Annotated in this window: 14 protein-coding genes; 1 reads left to right on the top strand and 13 read right to left on the bottom strand. The window is 68.2% G+C overall.

All coding sequences use genetic code 11. The features are described from left to right. Nucleotides 1–3: 3 nt before the first annotated feature. The 11 genes from MTR65_RS07330 to MTR65_RS07280 all read right to left on the bottom strand — a co-directional run bounded on the left by MTR65_RS07330 (nt 4) and on the right by MTR65_RS07280 (nt 14,040). Nucleotides 4–3,372 (bottom strand): DUF4157 domain-containing protein, encoded by a 3,369-nt coding sequence (locus MTR65_RS07330; protein WP_243798653.1) that lies wholly within the window; start codon nt 3,370–3,372, stop codon nt 4–6. Then, complete coding sequence (locus MTR65_RS07325) at nt 3,365–3,607, bottom strand: hypothetical protein (protein WP_243798651.1); 243 nt, start codon at nt 3,605–3,607, stop codon at nt 3,365–3,367. The genes MTR65_RS07330 and MTR65_RS07325 overlap by 8 nt, the downstream gene beginning before the upstream one ends. After that, on the bottom strand, nt 3,604–5,538 hold the full coding sequence (locus MTR65_RS07320; RefSeq protein WP_243798649.1) for an ATP-binding protein: 1,935 nt from the start codon (nt 5,536–5,538) through the stop codon (nt 3,604–3,606). The genes MTR65_RS07325 and MTR65_RS07320 overlap by 4 nt, the downstream gene beginning before the upstream one ends. Continuing rightward, nucleotides 5,535–6,281 carry a Pvc16 family protein gene (locus MTR65_RS07315; protein WP_243798646.1) on the bottom strand — a complete coding sequence of 249 codons (747 nt, stop codon included), beginning with the start codon at nt 6,279–6,281 and terminating at the stop codon, nt 5,535–5,537. Before MTR65_RS07315 ends, MTR65_RS07320 begins: the two co-directional genes overlap by 4 nt. Then, nucleotides 6,278–7,114, bottom strand: coding sequence for a hypothetical protein (locus MTR65_RS07310; RefSeq protein ID WP_243798644.1), 837 nt, complete (start codon nt 7,112–7,114; stop codon nt 6,278–6,280). Before MTR65_RS07310 ends, MTR65_RS07315 begins: the two co-directional genes overlap by 4 nt. Nucleotides 7,115–7,124: 10 nt before the next feature. Beyond that, on the bottom strand, nt 7,125–7,850 hold the full coding sequence (locus MTR65_RS07305) for a hypothetical protein (RefSeq protein WP_243798642.1): 726 nt from the start codon (nt 7,848–7,850) through the stop codon (nt 7,125–7,127). Nucleotides 7,851–7,860: 10 nt separating this feature from the next. Next, nucleotides 7,861–8,382 carry a phage tail protein gene (locus MTR65_RS07300; protein WP_226632821.1) on the bottom strand — a complete coding sequence of 174 codons (522 nt, stop codon included), beginning with the start codon at nt 8,380–8,382 and terminating at the stop codon, nt 7,861–7,863. 18 nt (nt 8,383–8,400) lie between these two features. Continuing rightward, nucleotides 8,401–10,440 carry a phage tail sheath C-terminal domain-containing protein gene (locus tag MTR65_RS07295; protein ID WP_243798639.1) on the bottom strand — a complete coding sequence of 680 codons (2,040 nt, stop codon included), beginning with the start codon at nt 10,438–10,440 and terminating at the stop codon, nt 8,401–8,403. A gap of 405 nt (nt 10,441–10,845) precedes the next feature. Further along, entirely contained in the window at nt 10,846–11,793 is a 948-nt protein-coding gene (locus MTR65_RS07290) for a hypothetical protein (protein ID WP_243798637.1), read from the bottom strand. Nucleotides 11,794–12,021: 228 nt separating this feature from the next. Continuing rightward, nucleotides 12,022–13,401 (bottom strand): purple acid phosphatase family protein, encoded by a 1,380-nt coding sequence (locus tag MTR65_RS07285; RefSeq protein ID WP_327194324.1) that lies wholly within the window; start codon nt 13,399–13,401, stop codon nt 12,022–12,024. A gap of 156 nt (nt 13,402–13,557) precedes the next feature. Beyond that, nucleotides 13,558–14,040 (bottom strand): MarR family winged helix-turn-helix transcriptional regulator, encoded by a 483-nt coding sequence (locus MTR65_RS07280; protein ID WP_243798633.1) that lies wholly within the window; start codon nt 14,038–14,040, stop codon nt 13,558–13,560. An 84-nt stretch (nt 14,041–14,124) separates the two neighbouring features. Here MTR65_RS07280 and MTR65_RS07275 point away from each other — a divergent pair, with 84 nt between their 5' ends. After that, complete coding sequence (locus MTR65_RS07275; RefSeq protein WP_243798631.1) at nt 14,125–14,448, top strand: DUF3861 domain-containing protein; 324 nt, start codon at nt 14,125–14,127, stop codon at nt 14,446–14,448. 25 nt (nt 14,449–14,473) lie between these two features. On the opposite strand, the gene MTR65_RS07270 is transcribed toward MTR65_RS07275, so the two are convergent. Both MTR65_RS07270 and MTR65_RS07265 read right to left on the bottom strand, forming a co-directional pair. Continuing rightward, on the bottom strand, nt 14,474–15,673 hold the full coding sequence (locus tag MTR65_RS07270; RefSeq protein WP_243798628.1) for a pyridoxal phosphate-dependent aminotransferase: 1,200 nt from the start codon (nt 15,671–15,673) through the stop codon (nt 14,474–14,476). Next, complete coding sequence (locus MTR65_RS07265) at nt 15,655–16,365, bottom strand: TetR/AcrR family transcriptional regulator (protein WP_243798626.1); 711 nt, start codon at nt 16,363–16,365, stop codon at nt 15,655–15,657. The genes MTR65_RS07270 and MTR65_RS07265 overlap by 19 nt, the downstream gene beginning before the upstream one ends. Between the last annotated feature and the right edge of the window lie 47 nt (nt 16,366–16,412).

Below are 16,412 nucleotides of genomic sequence, written 5' to 3'. Positions count from 1 at the left end.
GTCCTATGCCTTCCTTGCCCGGCTGCTTTCGAGCAGATTGCGCATCATCGCCTTGGGATCGAAGCTGTCAGGGGAAACGCGGATATTCGAGAGCGAGGGCCAGGCGACGCCGCGCTCGGAATCGTAGCCCATGCGGCCGAAATCGATGCGAAGGTCCGGGCCCAGCCGCGCGTTCCAGCCGCCCACGTTCCAGCGCCACTCCCACTCCTTCCACCCGTAAGCGGCGGTGATCGTGCCGATGATGTCGACATCGAGCCCCACGCGAAAGCCGCCCTCGGCGTAGGCGTTGAAGTCGAAGGCGAACTTGCCGCCAGCATAACGCGCGCGGGCCTGCGCCACCGCTTCGGCACGCACGCTGAGGGAGGGTATCAGCTCCACGCTGGCCTTTGCGCCGACGGCGCCCAGAAGGACTTCGGCGCCGATGGTGGCGCCGAGGCGCCCGTAGACAGTGCCGAAGGCAGGCGCGCGGACCTCGCCGTGGATCTCGGCGGTGATCTGCATGTCGTCTTCAAGCGGGTAGAGCGAGCCTGCAAAGCCCGCGCGGGTCAGCATGACGGGGCCGACCCCGTACTTCACCCCCATCCCGGCGTAGAACTGCACGTAGGCAGTCACGCTCGGCACGGGGGTGGGGGCGCTGAACTTGGGTGTGCGGAACCGGAAGACCTCCTTCTCGCCCCCGCCCGGCCGGGGCCAGGCGCGCGAGAGGGCGATATCGGAGAGCTCGACCGAGCCGCCCAGCTTGATCCGCCCGTCGCGTTCGAGCGTGACGTCAAGCGCAGGGCGGATCGTGTCGGTCAGCTGGTAGGCGGCGCGCCCCTGGCCCCAGTAGCGGCCGCGTTCGTCGAAGCTGAGGTCGACGTGCCCGTCGAGCTTGCCCTGACGCAGGGCCACGCGCGCGCGGCCACTGAAGCGCCCCTCCTCATCGCCCTCGCGCCAGGAATAGTTGACGGTCATGGTCGCGCTGATCGACTTCCACTGGAACTGCGCATCGCCGGTCAGGAACAGGCGCGAGCCGGTGTAGCGCCCCGCAAGGCGCACCTGGCGCACGCGCGGCATCGGATCGGGGATGGTGACCGCACCCGAATAGGCGATGGCCCCGCCCGACCAGCGCACGCCGAGGCGCAGCTGGGCGTCGCGCACCAGCCGCGTGGTGATCGCCCCTTCGGCAAAGGGGGAGAGCACGCCGCCGCGCTCGCTAAAGCCGAGCCGCACGTCGGTTTCCGAGCGGGGCAGGGCCGAACTTGTCGCACGCACGAGGCCCGACCAGCCCTCCTGGCTGTGGTAGGTGACGCTTCCCTCGGCGGCGGTGATGCCGGGCAGGTCCTGCGCCGGGGTCAGCGTGCCGCGCGCGATGAAGTTGCCGCCCGAGACCGTGGCGGTCAGGCTCCCGTCGATCACCGGCTTGCGCGCCGGGCCGACACTGAAACCCAGGTCGCCGCGTGGCTGGAAATTGACGAGGTCGAAGGCGAGGCTGCCGCGCGTGAAGCGGAAATAGCCGGAAAGGCGCCGCATGTAGGCGCTCTTGTTGAGCGCATCGACATCGAGGTCCTGCACCAGGTCGAGCCGGTCCGGGCCAAAGCGCACCTTGAGATCGCCAAGGAAGCGGATCGAGGGGCGGATGACCCCTTCGCCCGACAGGTTGCCGCTGTCATCGAGGCTTAGCTGGGTGAGGGTGCCGGGGCTGAGGTAGGGGTAGTGGAACGGCAGGTTCCGGTTCGAAGGTGCGTGGAGGGCAAGCTTGCGGAATTCGGCCGCCTCGGCGCGGCGTTCGGCGGCTTGTCCGCCTGCCCCGTCCGCCTGCTGGGGCGCCTGCGTGACCGTGGCCACTAGCGTGATATCCTTGGCACCGGGGATGACGGGCTTGGACGCCAGTTCGGCGGTGAGCGTATCGGTGCCGCTCCGCGCGTTGCTGCGCGCGTGACGGGTGTAGGTCTTGAGCTTCATGCCCGGGATCAGGCGCCGGTCGCCGGTGCCGATATCGGTCGTCTCGCCCGCGCGGGCGTGGATGACCTCGCGGTTGCCGCCCGCCTCGAGCGAGATCGCGACGCCGCCTGCGCGGGCCTGCACGTCCTCGGCTCCCTTGACCTTGCCCGAACGCAGCGCCGTCTCGATCACGAAGGACCCGTCGCTCTCGTCGGGTTGCAGCTGGACATCGTTGAAGCGCATCTGGAAGTCGATGACCGAAAGGCGGTCCGGGGAGAGCACGCGGTCGGTTTCGGCCTTGAGGTGCTTGTAGGTCTCGCGGCCCGATTCCTGGTTCTTGTCCGAGACCAGGAGTTGCAGGTTGCCCGGCGTACTGGTGCCGCCCAGCTGCTTCTCGACGATATGGTCGATGTCGCAGCCGCCCGAGCGCAGGTTGTTCGAGGTGCGGTAGCCATCGAGGATGCGGCGCGCGGCGGTATCCTCGTAGGCGGCCTTGACGGTCGGGTCCGCGTTTTCGGCTGTGGCCGCCTCGCGGAAGGCCCGCGCCATTTCGGGCAGCGTGGTGAAGCCGTAGTTGTTGAGCCAGACGTTCTTGTACTTCTCGCCGGGTTTTTCGGCGAAAGCGGCGATGCTTTTTGCCGCGCCGTAGCTGCCGCCACCCTTGAATTTGGGCCGGAAGATCAGGCCGCCGCCGCTGGCCCTGGCCTTGTAGGCCTGCTCGACCCAGGCCCCCTTGCCTTTGACGCGGGGCATCTGGAGCGTGCCCATCTGCACGACCATGGTGGTCGCGCCCGGCCCGACCGGGTTTTCCTCCAGCACGGTGTAGGGGGCAGGGCCTTCGGCCACCGGTGTTCCGGCCGTGTCGAGCGCAGGGCCAGCGCTTTCAGGCACATCCCCGCCCGCAGCCGGGACAGCCCCTTCGGACTTGAAGATGGCGGGCGTGGCAACGCGGGTGAGGCTGCCCACGCGTCGCCCCGATGTTGCGGCGAGCGCGGCACGGTCCGCCTCGCGCTCCAGTTCGCCCGCGCGGCTGGCAGGAAGCGGGCCAAGCCCTTTCATCTGCACGCCGTCCTGCTGAAGGGTGTGCGCCAACTCGTGCGCAAGGAGAGCCCGCCCGCTAGCGCTCGAGGGCCGGTACGCGCCTTCGCCAAAGACGATGTCGTTGCCCGCGGTATAGGCGCGCGCGCCCAAGGCCCGGGCGCTGTCGTGCGCGCGGGCATCGTCGTGGATGCGCACGGCCGAGAAATCCGCCCCGAAGCTGTGCTCCAGTGAACGCTGCACGGGGGCATCGAGTGCGTGGCCACTGTCGCGCGGCGGGGCAACGCGCGGCTCGCGAGGCGCAGGAATGGTAGCCTTGCGCTGGGCGAAGACGGCGCTGCCCGGTGCGTGCGCAGGGGGCGTGGGCCGGACCTGGGGAAGGGGGTGAGGCCGAAGCGCGCTTTCAGCCATCGCGCCTCTCCAGCCGGGCCTCGATGGCACGGGCAATCTGGTCTGCAGCCTCGGACCAGGGCGACGGGCGGCCACGGGCCGGGCGCGCGGCATTCGGCCCTTTCTCCAGACGATCACGGAGCAGATCGGGAAGGGCATCGGCAAGGCGCCGTGCGTCGAGCGCGGAATCGGTCTTGATGGTGAGGCGCGCAATCGAAAGGCGTTCCAGCTGCGGACGGGGAGCCTTGCCGGTCATGCCCGCGCTCCCTGCCAGGCCAGGGTCGGGGCGGGGAGGTCCTGCTTGCGGAATTCCTCGGCAACTTCGGCCGCGATGACCTCGCGGTCTATCGGCGTAGCGCGCTCGGCGGCATGGAAGGCGGCGGAAAGCGCGATGTTGCGGATGCCGCCCCCGGTCAGTTGCAGCCGGGCCAGCGCCTCCCAGTCGCCTTCCCCGAGCGGGGCCAACGGGGCGGTCTCGGGGAAAGCGCGTTGCCACAGGCGCAGGCGCTCGGCCTGCGAGGGCATGGGGAAGGCCACGCAGAAGCGGAAGCGGCGGGTGAAAGCCTCGTCGATGGCGTGGCGCAGGTTGGTGGTGACGATGGTGAAGCCCCGGAAATTCTCCATGCGCTGGAGCAGGTCCCCGACCTCGGCGTTGACGTGGCGGTCGGTGGCGTTGCCCACGCTGCCGCGCGCGCCCCAGATCGCGTCGCCTTCGTTCCACACCATCACCGCCCCGCTGCGCTCGGCCAGCCGGAAGGCCGCGGCGACGTTCTTGGAGGTGTCGCCGATGTACTTGCTGATGAGCTGGCTGAGATCGATGAACAGGACGCGCAGATCGAGCGCGGAGGCCAGCACTTCAGCGGCCATGGACTTGCCCGTGCCCGAGGGGCCTGAGAGAAGCGCGCTGATCCCGCGCCCGCGTCCGCCCATGCGCGCGGCAAAACCCCATTCGTCCAGTACCAGGCGGGCGTGCCGCACATGCCCCTCGATCCGGCGCAAGCGCTGCTCGAGCGGCTCGGGAAGAACGATGTCGGACCAGGTGTAGGCTGGCTCCACCAGTTCCACGCCGGGCACGCTCTCGGGGCCGACCAGACGCGCGGCGCGGTGCCACAGGTGGCGGGCCGCTTCGGGTCCATCGCGCGCGGTGTCGAGAGCGGGGGCCAGCTCGCGGCACAGCGCCTCGATCTCGCTGCGGCGCAGCGCGAACTGGTGCGCGATGGCGTCAAGGCCGGGCCCCAGACGCGCGCTGCGTTGTGGCCCCAGCGCCGCCTGCCATCCGGCGAGGTCGCTCTGTCCAGTGTCCTGTCCGCGATAGGGCAGGCTGAGACCGCGGCGCGGGGCAACGGTGCTGGCTGCCCCGACCAGGACGACATGGCCCAGGACCCGGTCGGCGAAGTCGGCGATGCGCGTGTCGGGGACGCCCGGCTCGGCAAGGATGAGGAGCGCGTGTGCATCGAGGGCGGCCTCGCGGCTCCAGGCACGCGCCAGCCGCTCGCGCTGGTCGGGCTCTACGGGAATGTCTCCGGCGAGTATCCGCGCTGCGCCAAGCCCGAGCCGGGCGAGCTGGGCGGCGATGTCCCCGCACTCCGTATCGCCTGCCGGGACCAGCGGAGACAGCCCATCGGCGTCGCGTTGTGTGAGCGCGCGGGCAAGGTGCGCGCACGCGCCCTCGTCGGCCTGCGTCGCGTCGCCGGGAAGGGGGAGCATGTGAGCGGTGACCAGTGGGTCTACAGCGGGAAGATCGCAGAGCCTCTCGCCGAGCGCCGGGGCCAGGCGGACATGGGCCTCGACCGGAAGGACGCCGCCCTCGATCTCGAGGCATCCGGTCCGGCTCAAGGGCCCCGATGCGGCGAGCAGGCGCGGATCGGCCTCGCACACCGCCTCGCGCAGCAGCCAGGTGGGGACGCCGCGCGCTTCGCTGTGGGGCGAGTGGCGGCGTACCGCGTGAGCGACCCGGGCCGAGTGCCCTGCGGCAAAGAGCAGGACGAGGGCCTGCGTTTCCGCGCGCGAGAGGGCGAAGGTATCGGCCAGCGCGGCCAGCGTGGGGGCACCTGCCAGGCGCTCGAAGGCGGTGTCCATGCCCGCATGTCCCCCGCCACCTTCGACGCGTTCGAGGGCGGCAAGCGACCAGCTTTCGGCCAGCTCCTGGAACTCGTCCAGATCGAATATGGGCGGCGCGACGTTCATGCCTCGTCCTGTGCCGCGCGCGAGAGGATGACGTCGGGCGCGAAGGGGCTTTCGCTTCCGGTCGGTTCGGGGCGCCCGGAGATGCGCACCGTCTCGACCGCGAGGGGCGGCGGGTAGGCCTCCTCGATTTCGAGGAAGACGGTGGTGACCTGGTAGAGCGCGCAAGGGCGGATGGGCGACTGGAAGGCGGACCACAGCTTGGTGGAGGTGTCGATGTCGACGGGAAGCTGGGAGACGGTAATCGTCTCGGGCTGGTGGTCGGGATCGGCCAGTTGGGCCGAAGGCAGCCGGTCCAGCAGCTTTTCGGCCGGGTTGGGCGCGGCGATGCGGCCCAGCATCTGGGTGATCATCGGGCGCGGGATGATCGCATTGCGGTGGAGCGCGGACATCGCGATGCCGAGCAGGGCCTCGCGTTCGAGGTCCGCGCCGTGGGCGGCCAGCAGGTATTGCAGGTCGAGCACGAGGGGATCGCGCCGGATGCGCTGCCCGGCCGAGTTCACCACGGGCTCGTGCATGTTGCGCCAGGCGCCGTTGGGCCCGGCATGGTGCATGAAGAGGGTGAGGCTGGGACTTTCCGCAGCCTGTTGCGGCTGGCTGTTGCCGGGGGCGGACTGGGCCGGGCGGGGCGGCGGAGCCACCAGCACGGGGGGCGTGGGCAGGCCCTGGTAGGCCGCCGCGAGGCGGTCCTCGATGATCGTCTTGAGGAGGTAGGTGGTCGCCGGAATGGCGAGCTGCGCGCTCATGATCGGTCGCCCCCAAGGCGCGCGAGGTAAGCATCGAGCGCGACGACAGGCGAGGGTGAAGCGGCGGGGGCGGGGCTGGGAGGCGCGGGCGGCGCAGGGCGGTTTACCGAGATGGCGATTTCGCCGATCTCGATCACCAGCGGGCGAGGGGGCGGGGCCGCGGAACTCGCTTCGGGTGTGGGCGCGGAGGCAGGCAGGGAACTGTCCGGTGCCGGAGCCGGACGGGCTTCGACACGGCGGGCAAGGTCGATACGCAGTTCCTCGATCTCCTCGCCAAGGCGGCGTGCCGTGGCGTCGTTATCCGCGCCGTCCGGATCGGGAGGAGACGACGGAGATGGTGTTGGCTCGGCCTGTGCTGTGGATGGCTGCGCTAACTCGTCGCGGTGGCGTTGGGGGGGCTCGGCAGGTGCTGGCGCCGCCAACGGAGCGGCGGTCGGTCGGGCGGATCGCGGGACGTGCACGGGGGCGGGCGAAGGCCCCGCGTGCTCCAGGGGCGAGTGCGCGGGCGGGGCAGGTTCGGGGGGCTCGAGGGAGCCAGGCACATCGCCCGGCAGAAATCCGGGCGCGCTTGGCGATGAGGCAGGGGGGCGGGATACGGCGGGCGAAGGGGATAATGAGGCAGGGGCTTCGTGCCGGGCCGGATCTTCGGCCCGGATCAGGGAGGGGGCAGGCGTGGATGGGGCCGGGGCCTCGGGCTCGGACACTTCGTCGAGCGACACTCCGAAAGTCTGCGCGTCGTAGCTCTCGGGCTCGTAGCGCGCGCGGCGCCGGGGGACAGCTTCGCCCTCGCGTCCGGCGAGCATGCGTTCGAGGGAGGTCCAGTATCCGGCCATCGTGCGCGCCTCAGACTGCAAACGCGCGCGAGGGCGCGCTGTCCTGCCCGATCAGCGCGAGGTAGCGCCGCCGCCGGGCGGGCGGGATGGCCAGGATGGCGTCCTCCGACCAGCCATAGGCGCGGGCGAGGAGGTGGACGTCGCGCAAGAGCCGGTTGGCGAGCCGGTCCATCTCGCGCGCGACGAAGGAGGCGAGGTCGACAGAGGCGCTGAACACGTGCTGGCAGGCGCTGCAGGTCAGTTCGACCACTGGGGTTGCCAGCGGGTCGGCAGCGTCGAGTTCGCGTCCCAGGGCCTCGACCACGGCCTCGGGCACGGGCGCGTCGTGGTGATCGAGACGGCAGGTTTCGGCAAGCGCATGGCCCAGCTCGCCCCCCAGGGGCAACGCGGCCAGGTCGCTCATGCGCGGGAGGCGGAAGCGCCAGCGTTCCCCGCGGGCCTCTATGCCAACCTCCCGGTCGCGCGCGGGCGGCGTGCTTTCCAGCATGGCGCCGAGCGGGAGCGCAAATTCGCACAGCTCGGCGCAGGCGGGACAGGCGGTCTGGGCATCCATGCCGCCCCCGCCCAGTTCGGCCTGGAGCCGGACATAGCGCAAGTTGCGCCCACCCGGCGTGTCGTGGGCGGCGTCCTGCATCTCCGCGTCCAGCCCGAGCAGCCGGTCGAGCCGCCGGAAGGCCGGGGCGCTTTCGTCGCAATCCCAGCGCTGGAGGAATTCGAGATGGTTGACCGGGCCCATTGGCACGCCGTCACGGCTCGACGAAGGAGGGTTCGCTCGGCTCGGTCACCGCGTAGTCGCGTTCCCAGCCCTCGTTCTCGAGCTTGAGCTTGGTGATCGCGACCGCGTTGGCGTTGGCGTCGAGATCGGGCAGGGCCTCGTACTCGGACACCCAGCAGCGGTAGAGGTTGTAGGCCATCACCACCTGCCCCGCCTCGTTCAGCAGTTCGAGGATGATGTCCTTGCGAAAGTCGGCCAGCGAGACTTCGCCACCAGGCATCGAGCCGAAGTTCCACACCTTGTTGGCCCACTGTTCGAAGGCCTGGTCGTGGGTGACGCCCGCTTCCAGCGTGACCGGCTCGAACTCGGTCCGCCCGGGCGACTTGAAGCTGGTCGAGGGGTCTCCCCCTGAGCGGTGCTTGATGACTTCGGACGCGCGCTTGAGCAGCGAGACCTTGGAGACGCCCGCGACGTAGCGCCCGTCCCATTTCACCCGGAACTTGAAGTTCTTGTAAGGGTCCAGCCGGCGTGCGTTGACGGAGAATTGGGCCATGTTCCTGTCCTCTCCCGGTTAGGCCGACTGGCCGGTCTTCTGGCGCAGTGAGATGACGACGAATTCCGCCACCTTGAGCGGGGCGAAGCCGATCACGATGTTGACGATGCCCTGGTCCATGTCGGCCGGGCTGGTGGTGCTGGCATCGCACTGGACGAAGAAGGCCTCGCGCGGGGACACGCCCTGGAAGGCGCCCTGGCGGAACAGGCCCTGCATGAAGGAGGTGCAGGCGAGCCGCAGCTGGCCCCACAGTTCCTCGCCGTTGGGCTTGTGGACGGCCCAGCGCAGGCCTTCGGACAGGCTGCGCAGGATGTGGCTCGCGGTGCGGCGGACCGGGATGTACTTCCATTCGCTGGCCGCCGCGTTGGCGCCGTCGATGGTGCGCGCGCCGAAGTTGACGGTGCCGAACACCGGGAACTTGCGGATGCAGTTGACCGCGATCGGGTTGAGCAGCCCCTGGTCGGCATCGGAGAGCTCGACCGAGGGGCCATAGGCGCCGCTGATCACCGCGCTGGTTCCCGCAGGCGCGGTCCATACACCCAGCTCCCCGTCGGTGCGCGCAAAGAGACCGGCAATGGCGCCCGAGGGCGGGTGCGAGAGGATTGACCCCGGAGCCAGCGGATCGTCCACCCGGATATTCGGGAAGAAAGCGGCCGAATGGGTCGACTGGAAGCTGAAACCCAGCGACTTCCACGCCTCGGCAGAGCCCGTGTCGAAGGCGCTTGGCGGGGGATCGACAATCAGGAAGGCATGGTGGCGCTGGCACAGCAGCGCGGCATCGGCGTAGATCGAGCCGGCATTGCCATGGTGCGCGGCGCGCGGATCGGCGGCGCTGGGGCGGGCAAGATCGGGCAGGCACAGGAGGTTGAAGAAGGGATCGCGCTCCAGAAGTCCCGTTACCGCGGACTTGAAGACGGGCCCGTCGGGCTGGCCGGTGTCATCGCCATCGGCACCGGCGGCCACTTGCGCGGTGATGATCTGGCCCGAGGAATCGTTGCGCCGCCCAAGCCGGTAACGCGAGGCGTTCTGGCTCGCCCCGGCCGCCTTGATGTAGTCGTTGAAGAACGTGTTGCCGCCGGGAGGAGCGGCAAGCGTGATCTTGGCCTCGGCCATACGGCTGGTCGCCGTGCCATCGCCCTGCGAGGTGGTGAGATGGAGCGCGCCGCCCGCCTCGACGAGCCGGATTTCGACCTCGTGCCCCTGCATCTTGGCCGCCGCGTTGTCGCGCAGGGCCTGATTGATCGCGGCGGCAAGCCGGTTCGCCATTTCCAGCTTGCTCGCGGGCCGCGGATCGCCTGCGTTCGCGACAGTGACATCGAGGTTGGTGACGGAATCGCCCGCGGCATCGCCAGATCCTGCCGCGTTGGGGACCGCGATCGAGATGAGGATGTGCGAATCTGCGGCGAAGCTGGCCGCGCCCGGCAAGGACTTGGTCTGGTAGACCGAGCCGGTGGTGGTGGGGGCCGGACCGTCCAGGGTTTCGACGCTCAGCTTGACGAGCTTGGAGCCGGTCGCGGTGTCGTTGACGACCTGGGCGGCAAAGCGCGAGGCGGTCGAGGATGTCGAGAGGTTGCCGAAAAACTCCGAAGTTCCGCGCGCGGTGTCGACAAGGGTAAGGTTGAAGAGCTTGCGCTGCGCCGCGCTCGCGCCGCCGAGCGGAGCCGCGTCGATCCCGAAATCATCGATGGTGACGAGGATATCGCCTCCTGCGGCTCCCGAACCCAGCGCTTCAAGCGTGATGGCCGCGGTATTGGTGCCATCCTGTTCGATCTGGCTCCGGGCCTTGACCGCGCCCTTGACGGGCACGCGCATGACGAAAGCTTCGCCCCCGCCGTTGCCGAAGAAGTGCATGACCGAATAGGACAGGCTGCTTGTGGCCGCGAGCCCGCCGAACTGACGTTCGAAGTCTCCGAAGTTGCGTATGCGCACAGGTCGCAGGTCGATGCCGCTGCGGGTCGGGCCGACAAAAAGCGCCACCGAAGTCGGCGCGCCGCTGATCGTGCGTACGCCGCTGGGCAACTCGCGTGTGTAGACACCTGGATAGGTCGGCTGAAGCATCGCAGATCTCCCGTCGTTTGGGACGCCGCCTTCAACCGGTTAACACGCATCTACATGTGGCCGAATGGATCAAATGGCGCCGAATCTACTCATCGTTGTATTGGCGAATCATTGGATACATTCGTCCGAGTTCTTCGGTGGTGGATCAAGTTACAAGGCCAGTTAGGTTAATTTATTTCGTATCTCAAGTGATAGTATTCACTAGGTATTTATAAGACTTGCGTGGTTAATCTGTTTTCGGGTTGGTGTTTGCGCCGCCAAGGGGTACCATCAGGCGTTGCATGTTTCTTTCGAGGTACCCGCTGGGTGGGGTTCGACTCCCCGAGAACACGGGGAACGGGTCGTCGACTACGGCGGCCCGTTCTTGTTTGCAGCATGGGGCAGGGCGCCCGTGTGGGCCGCGTCTCAATGTGTCCAGGAGAGGCCGAGCGAACCGACAAAGTGGTGCCCATCAATGCCGCTGGCGACCTTCGTGTTGGGGATCCACAGGTCCGCGCCGGCGCTCAGGGTCAGGCCGGGCAGGGTGTCGGGCGCGGGCTTGCCGGAAAACTGCACGCCGGTCCGGAAATAGCCGAATGTATAGGTGCCGCCCTCGCGCCCGTCGTAATAGTGATCGGAGAGCCCGAGCATCAGCGGGACAGCGACGTGGACGCTCCTTGTGCCCAGATCGACATCGAAGGACGGCGTGATCGAGGGCTGGAGGTAGAGTGCATCCCGGCGGTTGGGGCGGCTGCCTTCCTGGACCGAGCGCAATGAGGGGCTCAGCTTGAAGTTCTTGAGCGGCGGGTTGTCTCCCCACAGCTTCGTATCATCGTAGGTGACGATCAGCTCGAAGTCGTTGTACGAGGCAAAGGCGCCGCTGATCGAGCCATAGCGGTAGTAGGTCGCCGACACGCTCCAGTCCTCGCCCAGTTGAAAGGCGATCCCGGCATAGACGTCGTCTTCGTAGAAGCGGTTGAAATCGTCGGGATCGACGCCTCCGGGCGTGGGTTCGATCTTGATGTTGTTCCACGTGCCCACGTGGAAGCTGACGTCCGATACAGGGCCGGTGTCAAGTTCGGGGACCGCGACGCTGAGCCGGGCAGAGGGCTGGACACTGGCCTCGGCCGCGAAGACCAGGCCGCGCGAGATATAGCTGGTGACGAGTGTCGCGCCGAGGGTGAGGGTCAGCCGGTCGACCTTGGCGTCCGCGTCGGCGTCTTCAGTGTCTTCGGAGGTTTCGGGGTCCTTGGGCACGCCGCCAGCCGCAGGGCTCTCGCTCTGCTCTGCCGTCTCCGGACTGTTTTCCTGCGCTTCGGCCGTGGTGGGGAATGCCGCGGCCAGAGTCAGCGCCGGAAGCAGGAACTGCCGCATTGCCACCTTCCGCCTTCCCGTTCGACCACTGTGTGCACAACACATCGGACGAGGCGCGCAGTTGTTCCGAGCCATTTTTGACGCCGGGACGGCGCGCGGTGTCCATAATCACACGCGCAGTGCGGGGAAGGCGAGGACGCCACGGCTCCCGCGCAGGGCAGGGCCGTGGCGACGCGAGCCCGCGAGGTGGTGGCCAGAACGCCGCCACCTCAGTGACTTGCTATGCCCCTACTTCGGCTTGGCGACGCACTTGCCGCCGTCGGGGCCGACGCTGCCGTGGCAGGTCCGCTCGGCGATGACGGGCTCGTCGATCTCGGTCAGGTGGTTGCCATCGGCGCGGCGCTCGAGCTCGAAGCCATCGTAGAGCTTGCCCGAGGCGGTGTAGGTGCGGAAGCTGATCTGGTCACCGTCGACGTCGATCACCTGGTAGAGCTCGGTCGCTTCGGCCACGCGGTCGGGCTGGTTGGGGGCACGGTCGTTGAGGCCGTACATCTTCGAGCCGGTTACCGAGACGAGGTAGACAGGGCCCTGCACCGCGCCATCGGCACGCTTCTTGGCGGAGACCTCGCGGCCTGCTTCGGAGGTCAGGCGGCTGTAGCAGTGGTCATGCCCCTGCAGCACCAGATCGACCTTGCGGCTTTCGAACACGGGCTTCCACGCGGTCTTGACCTCGCTGATGTCCTCGGGGCGCGCGCAGGTGAAGACGGGCTGGTGGAAAAGGACGACGTTCCACTTGGCCGAGCTGGAGGCCAGGGTCTCGTCGAGCCAGGCGGTCTGCTGCTCCATGGTGCCAAGGTCGATGGCCGAGGTGCCGTCAAGGACGATGAAGCGCACGCCCTGGTAGTCGACGTAGTAGGTCGTCGCCTTCGCGCCCGGCGCGCCGTTGTCGGGGAGCGCGAACTGCAGCGGCCAGTAGGGGCCCAGCTTGCGGCTCTCCGAACCATCGGGGCGGATGACATCGACGTATTCGTGATTGCCGGTGGCGGGCAGCTGCGGGACGATACCCCAGTTGTAGCCGCCCGCCTCGCCGAACTCGCCCCACTCATCGTCGTGATCAAGGTCGTCGCGCTGGGCGGCAATGTCGCCTGCAAGCAGGACCAATTCGATCCCGCCGTGGCCGTGGAAGGCCTGGCGGATGACGCGGCTGGCATAAGTCAGGATGCCGTTCTGTATGTCGCCGAGGTAGAGGAAGCGGAAGGGCTCGGCTTCGGTTGCCGCCGTGTGGAACTGGCGCCATTCCCCCCAACCGGCGCTGCCCTTGAGGCGGTAGGCGTAGACGGTGTCGGGGGTAAGGCCCTCGAAGCGGACCTGGTGGTAGAGCGCAGGGCCGTTGGCGCTGTCCTTCAACGTACCGGGAGCGCCGGTCACGGTGACGGCCTTCTCTTCCAGCGTTGGGCCATCGACGGCAACGGCAAGCTGCGCTTCGCTAGCCTCCTGCGCGGTGTCGGTACGCCAGGCGACGGCCATGCCCGTGGTCGGATCGGCGGCAGGGGTGAGGACGACACGGTCGGGCAGGTTGCGCGCGGCATAGGGCGTGCCGGCCGAGCGGGGAACCGGCTGTTCCTGGGCGGCCAGCGGCGTCAGGCCAAGGACGGCGGTACCCAGCAGAACGGGAGCGAAGCGGCGAAAGATAGGGATGGTTGGCCTCCTGGAGACGGGGCGCACGCGGGGGCGGCGCTTTCCGGGCGGGCCTTTGCGACAGCTGTATGACGTGCGGATTACACTTTGGCGCAGGATGGCATGTCGTTGAGGAATATCCGCTTTTCAGCTTTCGTCGGGTTGGGCCGGGGGAACCTCCGCCTGTGCGTTGGCAAACAGGCCGGGATGCGTGGCAAGGGTGCTTTCGATCCGGCCAAGGAGCGTCATGAGCTGGTCCTGCTCGGCCTCATCGAGGCTGGAGAAGGCAATGGCCGCGACTTCCCGGCGCTGGTCCTCGACCTTTTCGCGGGCGGTGGAGGCGCTCGGCGTCAGGAACAGGCACTGGCTGCGCCAATCGTCGGGATGGGCCCGGCGTTCGACAAGACCGCGCGTGTCGAGTTCCTTGATGGCGCGCGCAACCTGCGCCTTGTCGCGCTGGGTGCGCCGGGCAAGCTCGAGCTGTGAGACCCCCGGGCGCTGTCCGATGACACGCAGGAGCCGGGCCTGGAATGGCGTGAGCGCGAGTTCGCGCAGCGCGGGCATGTGCGCCAGATGATCCTGGAAGGACTCGGCGATGTTGCGCATGCGGTTGGCGAGTTTCTCGGTCATGGCGCAGGCATAGCATGTTGGTTGACTCGGGCAATCGAGTGTGTGAGTTGATCTATATCAACTGATAGCCGCGAAAGTCCCCGCATGCCCCATTCCTACCGCATCACCGTCGAACCGATCCCCGCGCCCGAAAGCGAGGCCGCGCCGTCCGGGCCCGTCACCTTCGAGGTGACCAACCACGACGAGATTCTCGGGCTGATCCCGCGCATCGAGGCCAAGGCCTTCCTGCCGCGCGAAGAGGCAGCAGAGTTCCTCGTGGGCGTGAAGCTCTTTTCCGAAGTCCTTTTGCGCCACCGGCGCGATCCGCTGTTCGCGCCGCTTCTGCCGCATGTCGCGGCCTTCATGAAGGCGATGAAGGCCAGTCCCTTGCGCGCAGACGCGCCGGGGGACTGCGCGCCGGACGCCTGAACGCCCGGGCGCGCCCTGGCGGGCCTTACTGGGCAGGCACCGTATTCGCACTTTCCTGAAGCGAGGCCGCGAACGCGCAGATGCGCCGCATCGCCTCGCGCAGGGTCTCGTCGGGCACGGTCAGCGCAACGCGGATCAGCGTCTTGGCATTTTCGCCGAACGATGTGCCGGGCATGATCGCCACACCCTGCTGTTCGAGCAGCCCCCACACGAAGGCCTCGGCATCAAGTCCGGTGTCGGCAACATCGAGCATGATGAACATGCCCCCTGAAACCTTGCCCGCGGTGATCGTGGGGCATTCCTTGAGTTCCTGGGTGATGACCTTCACGCGCTGGGCGTAGCTTTTCGACATGCGCTCGGCGGTGTCGAACGTGCCGCGCAGCGCCGCTTCGGTCATGTCCGCGATGAAGGGCTGGTTGCCGAACAGGATCGTCTCCGAAATCGGCAGGAGCTTGGTGCAGAACTCGGCCGGGCCGACCGCCCAGCCACTGCGAAAGCCGGTCGCGGCAAAGGTCTTGGAGATCGAGGAGACGACGATGGTGCGCTCGCGCAGCTCGGCGATCTCCAGCGGCGAGGCGAACTCGTCGTCGGTGAAGATGAGGTCCTCGTAGACCTCGTCCGAGACGATCCACAGGTCGTGCGCAATGGCGATCCGACCCAGCTGCGCAATCGTCTCCCGGTCGAGAAGCGCGCCTGTGGGATTGTGCGGCGTGTTGAGCACGAGCACGCGGCTCTCGGGCGTTACCGCCGCTTCGAGGTCGGCGGGCTGCATGATGAAGCCGTTCGCGATATCGAGGGGGACGGGTTGAACCAGCGCGCCCGGCGCGCGGATCACACCGGCGTAGGTCGCATAGTAGGGATCACCCACCAGGACCCCGTCGCCTTCGTCGACGAGCGCCGTGATGACGGCGTAGAGCGCTGTCTGCGTGCCGGGAAAGGCGAGGATGTTGTCGGTGGTGATTTCGGGCCAGAGCGGCTTGTATTTGTCGACGAGGGCGCCGAGCAGGCCGTCTTCGCCGCGTCCGTTCGAATAGTGGGTGCGGCCACGCTTCATCGATTCGTAGGTGACCTCGATCAGGGCGGGATCGACCGGGATGTCAGGCTCGCCGATGGTGAGCTCGATGATCTCCTCGCCCGCAGCCATGCGTGCGCGCCCCGCGTTGTGGACGGCCCATTTCTCGCCGCCGAGATCGGCAAGGCGGTCGGTTATTCCGGCATAGCGCATGGTGCGTTTTCCTCCTGAAGCTGGGGAGCGGGGGCATGGGGGGCAGGCCCGGCCGTGCCGAGCGCCCCTGTGGGCAGGCCGAGCAGCCGCTCGGTCGCCTCGATGGCAAGGTCGGGCAGGATCGCCCGGTTGTAGAGCCCGGAATTGAGCGAGCCCTCCATCCATAGCCCGTCGATCAGGCCGTTGATGGCAATGGCGTGGCGGCGGCACTGCGGGCCGCGGTGGGGCAGGCCGTGGTCGATGAGGACGCCTTCGACGAGGCGCTCGAGAAACTCGAGGAACTCGCGGTAGCCCTCGCGGTGGATCTCGGCGAAGAAGGGATCGTGCCGGATCTGGCCGATGAACGTGGCCCAGAGCGAGACCTTGTCCTCGGACAGATTGGGGCTGGTGAGATTGCCGAGCAGGAACTGACGCAGTTGCTGGGCAGCGGGCGGTCCGTCCTCGCCCGTGTCCGCACTTTCGCTGGCGCGCGCGGTCAGCTGGCCGATGAGGTAGGCGTAGGCGTTCTTGATCAGCTCCTCCTTGGAGCCGAAGTAGTGGCGCACCAGACCAGGCGTCACCCCGGCCTCCTCGGTGATGCGCCGCACCGTCGTCCCGTCGAGGCCATGGCGCGCGACGCAGGTCAGCGTCGCTTCCATGAGGCTCTGGCGCCGCTCGTCAAGAGCGAGGCGCTGGAAGGTCTTGCGGCTCATGCCGCGGCCGTCCTGACGGGGCGAAGCGTGGCTGTCATGCTTACTGT

The organism is Novosphingobium mangrovi (genome assembly GCF_022818885.1).
GTDB lineage: Bacteria > Pseudomonadota > Alphaproteobacteria > Sphingomonadales > Sphingomonadaceae > Novosphingobium > Novosphingobium mangrovi.
Note: the sequence above shows the minus strand (reverse complement) of the source record. Positions and strands in the feature narration are given on the sequence as shown.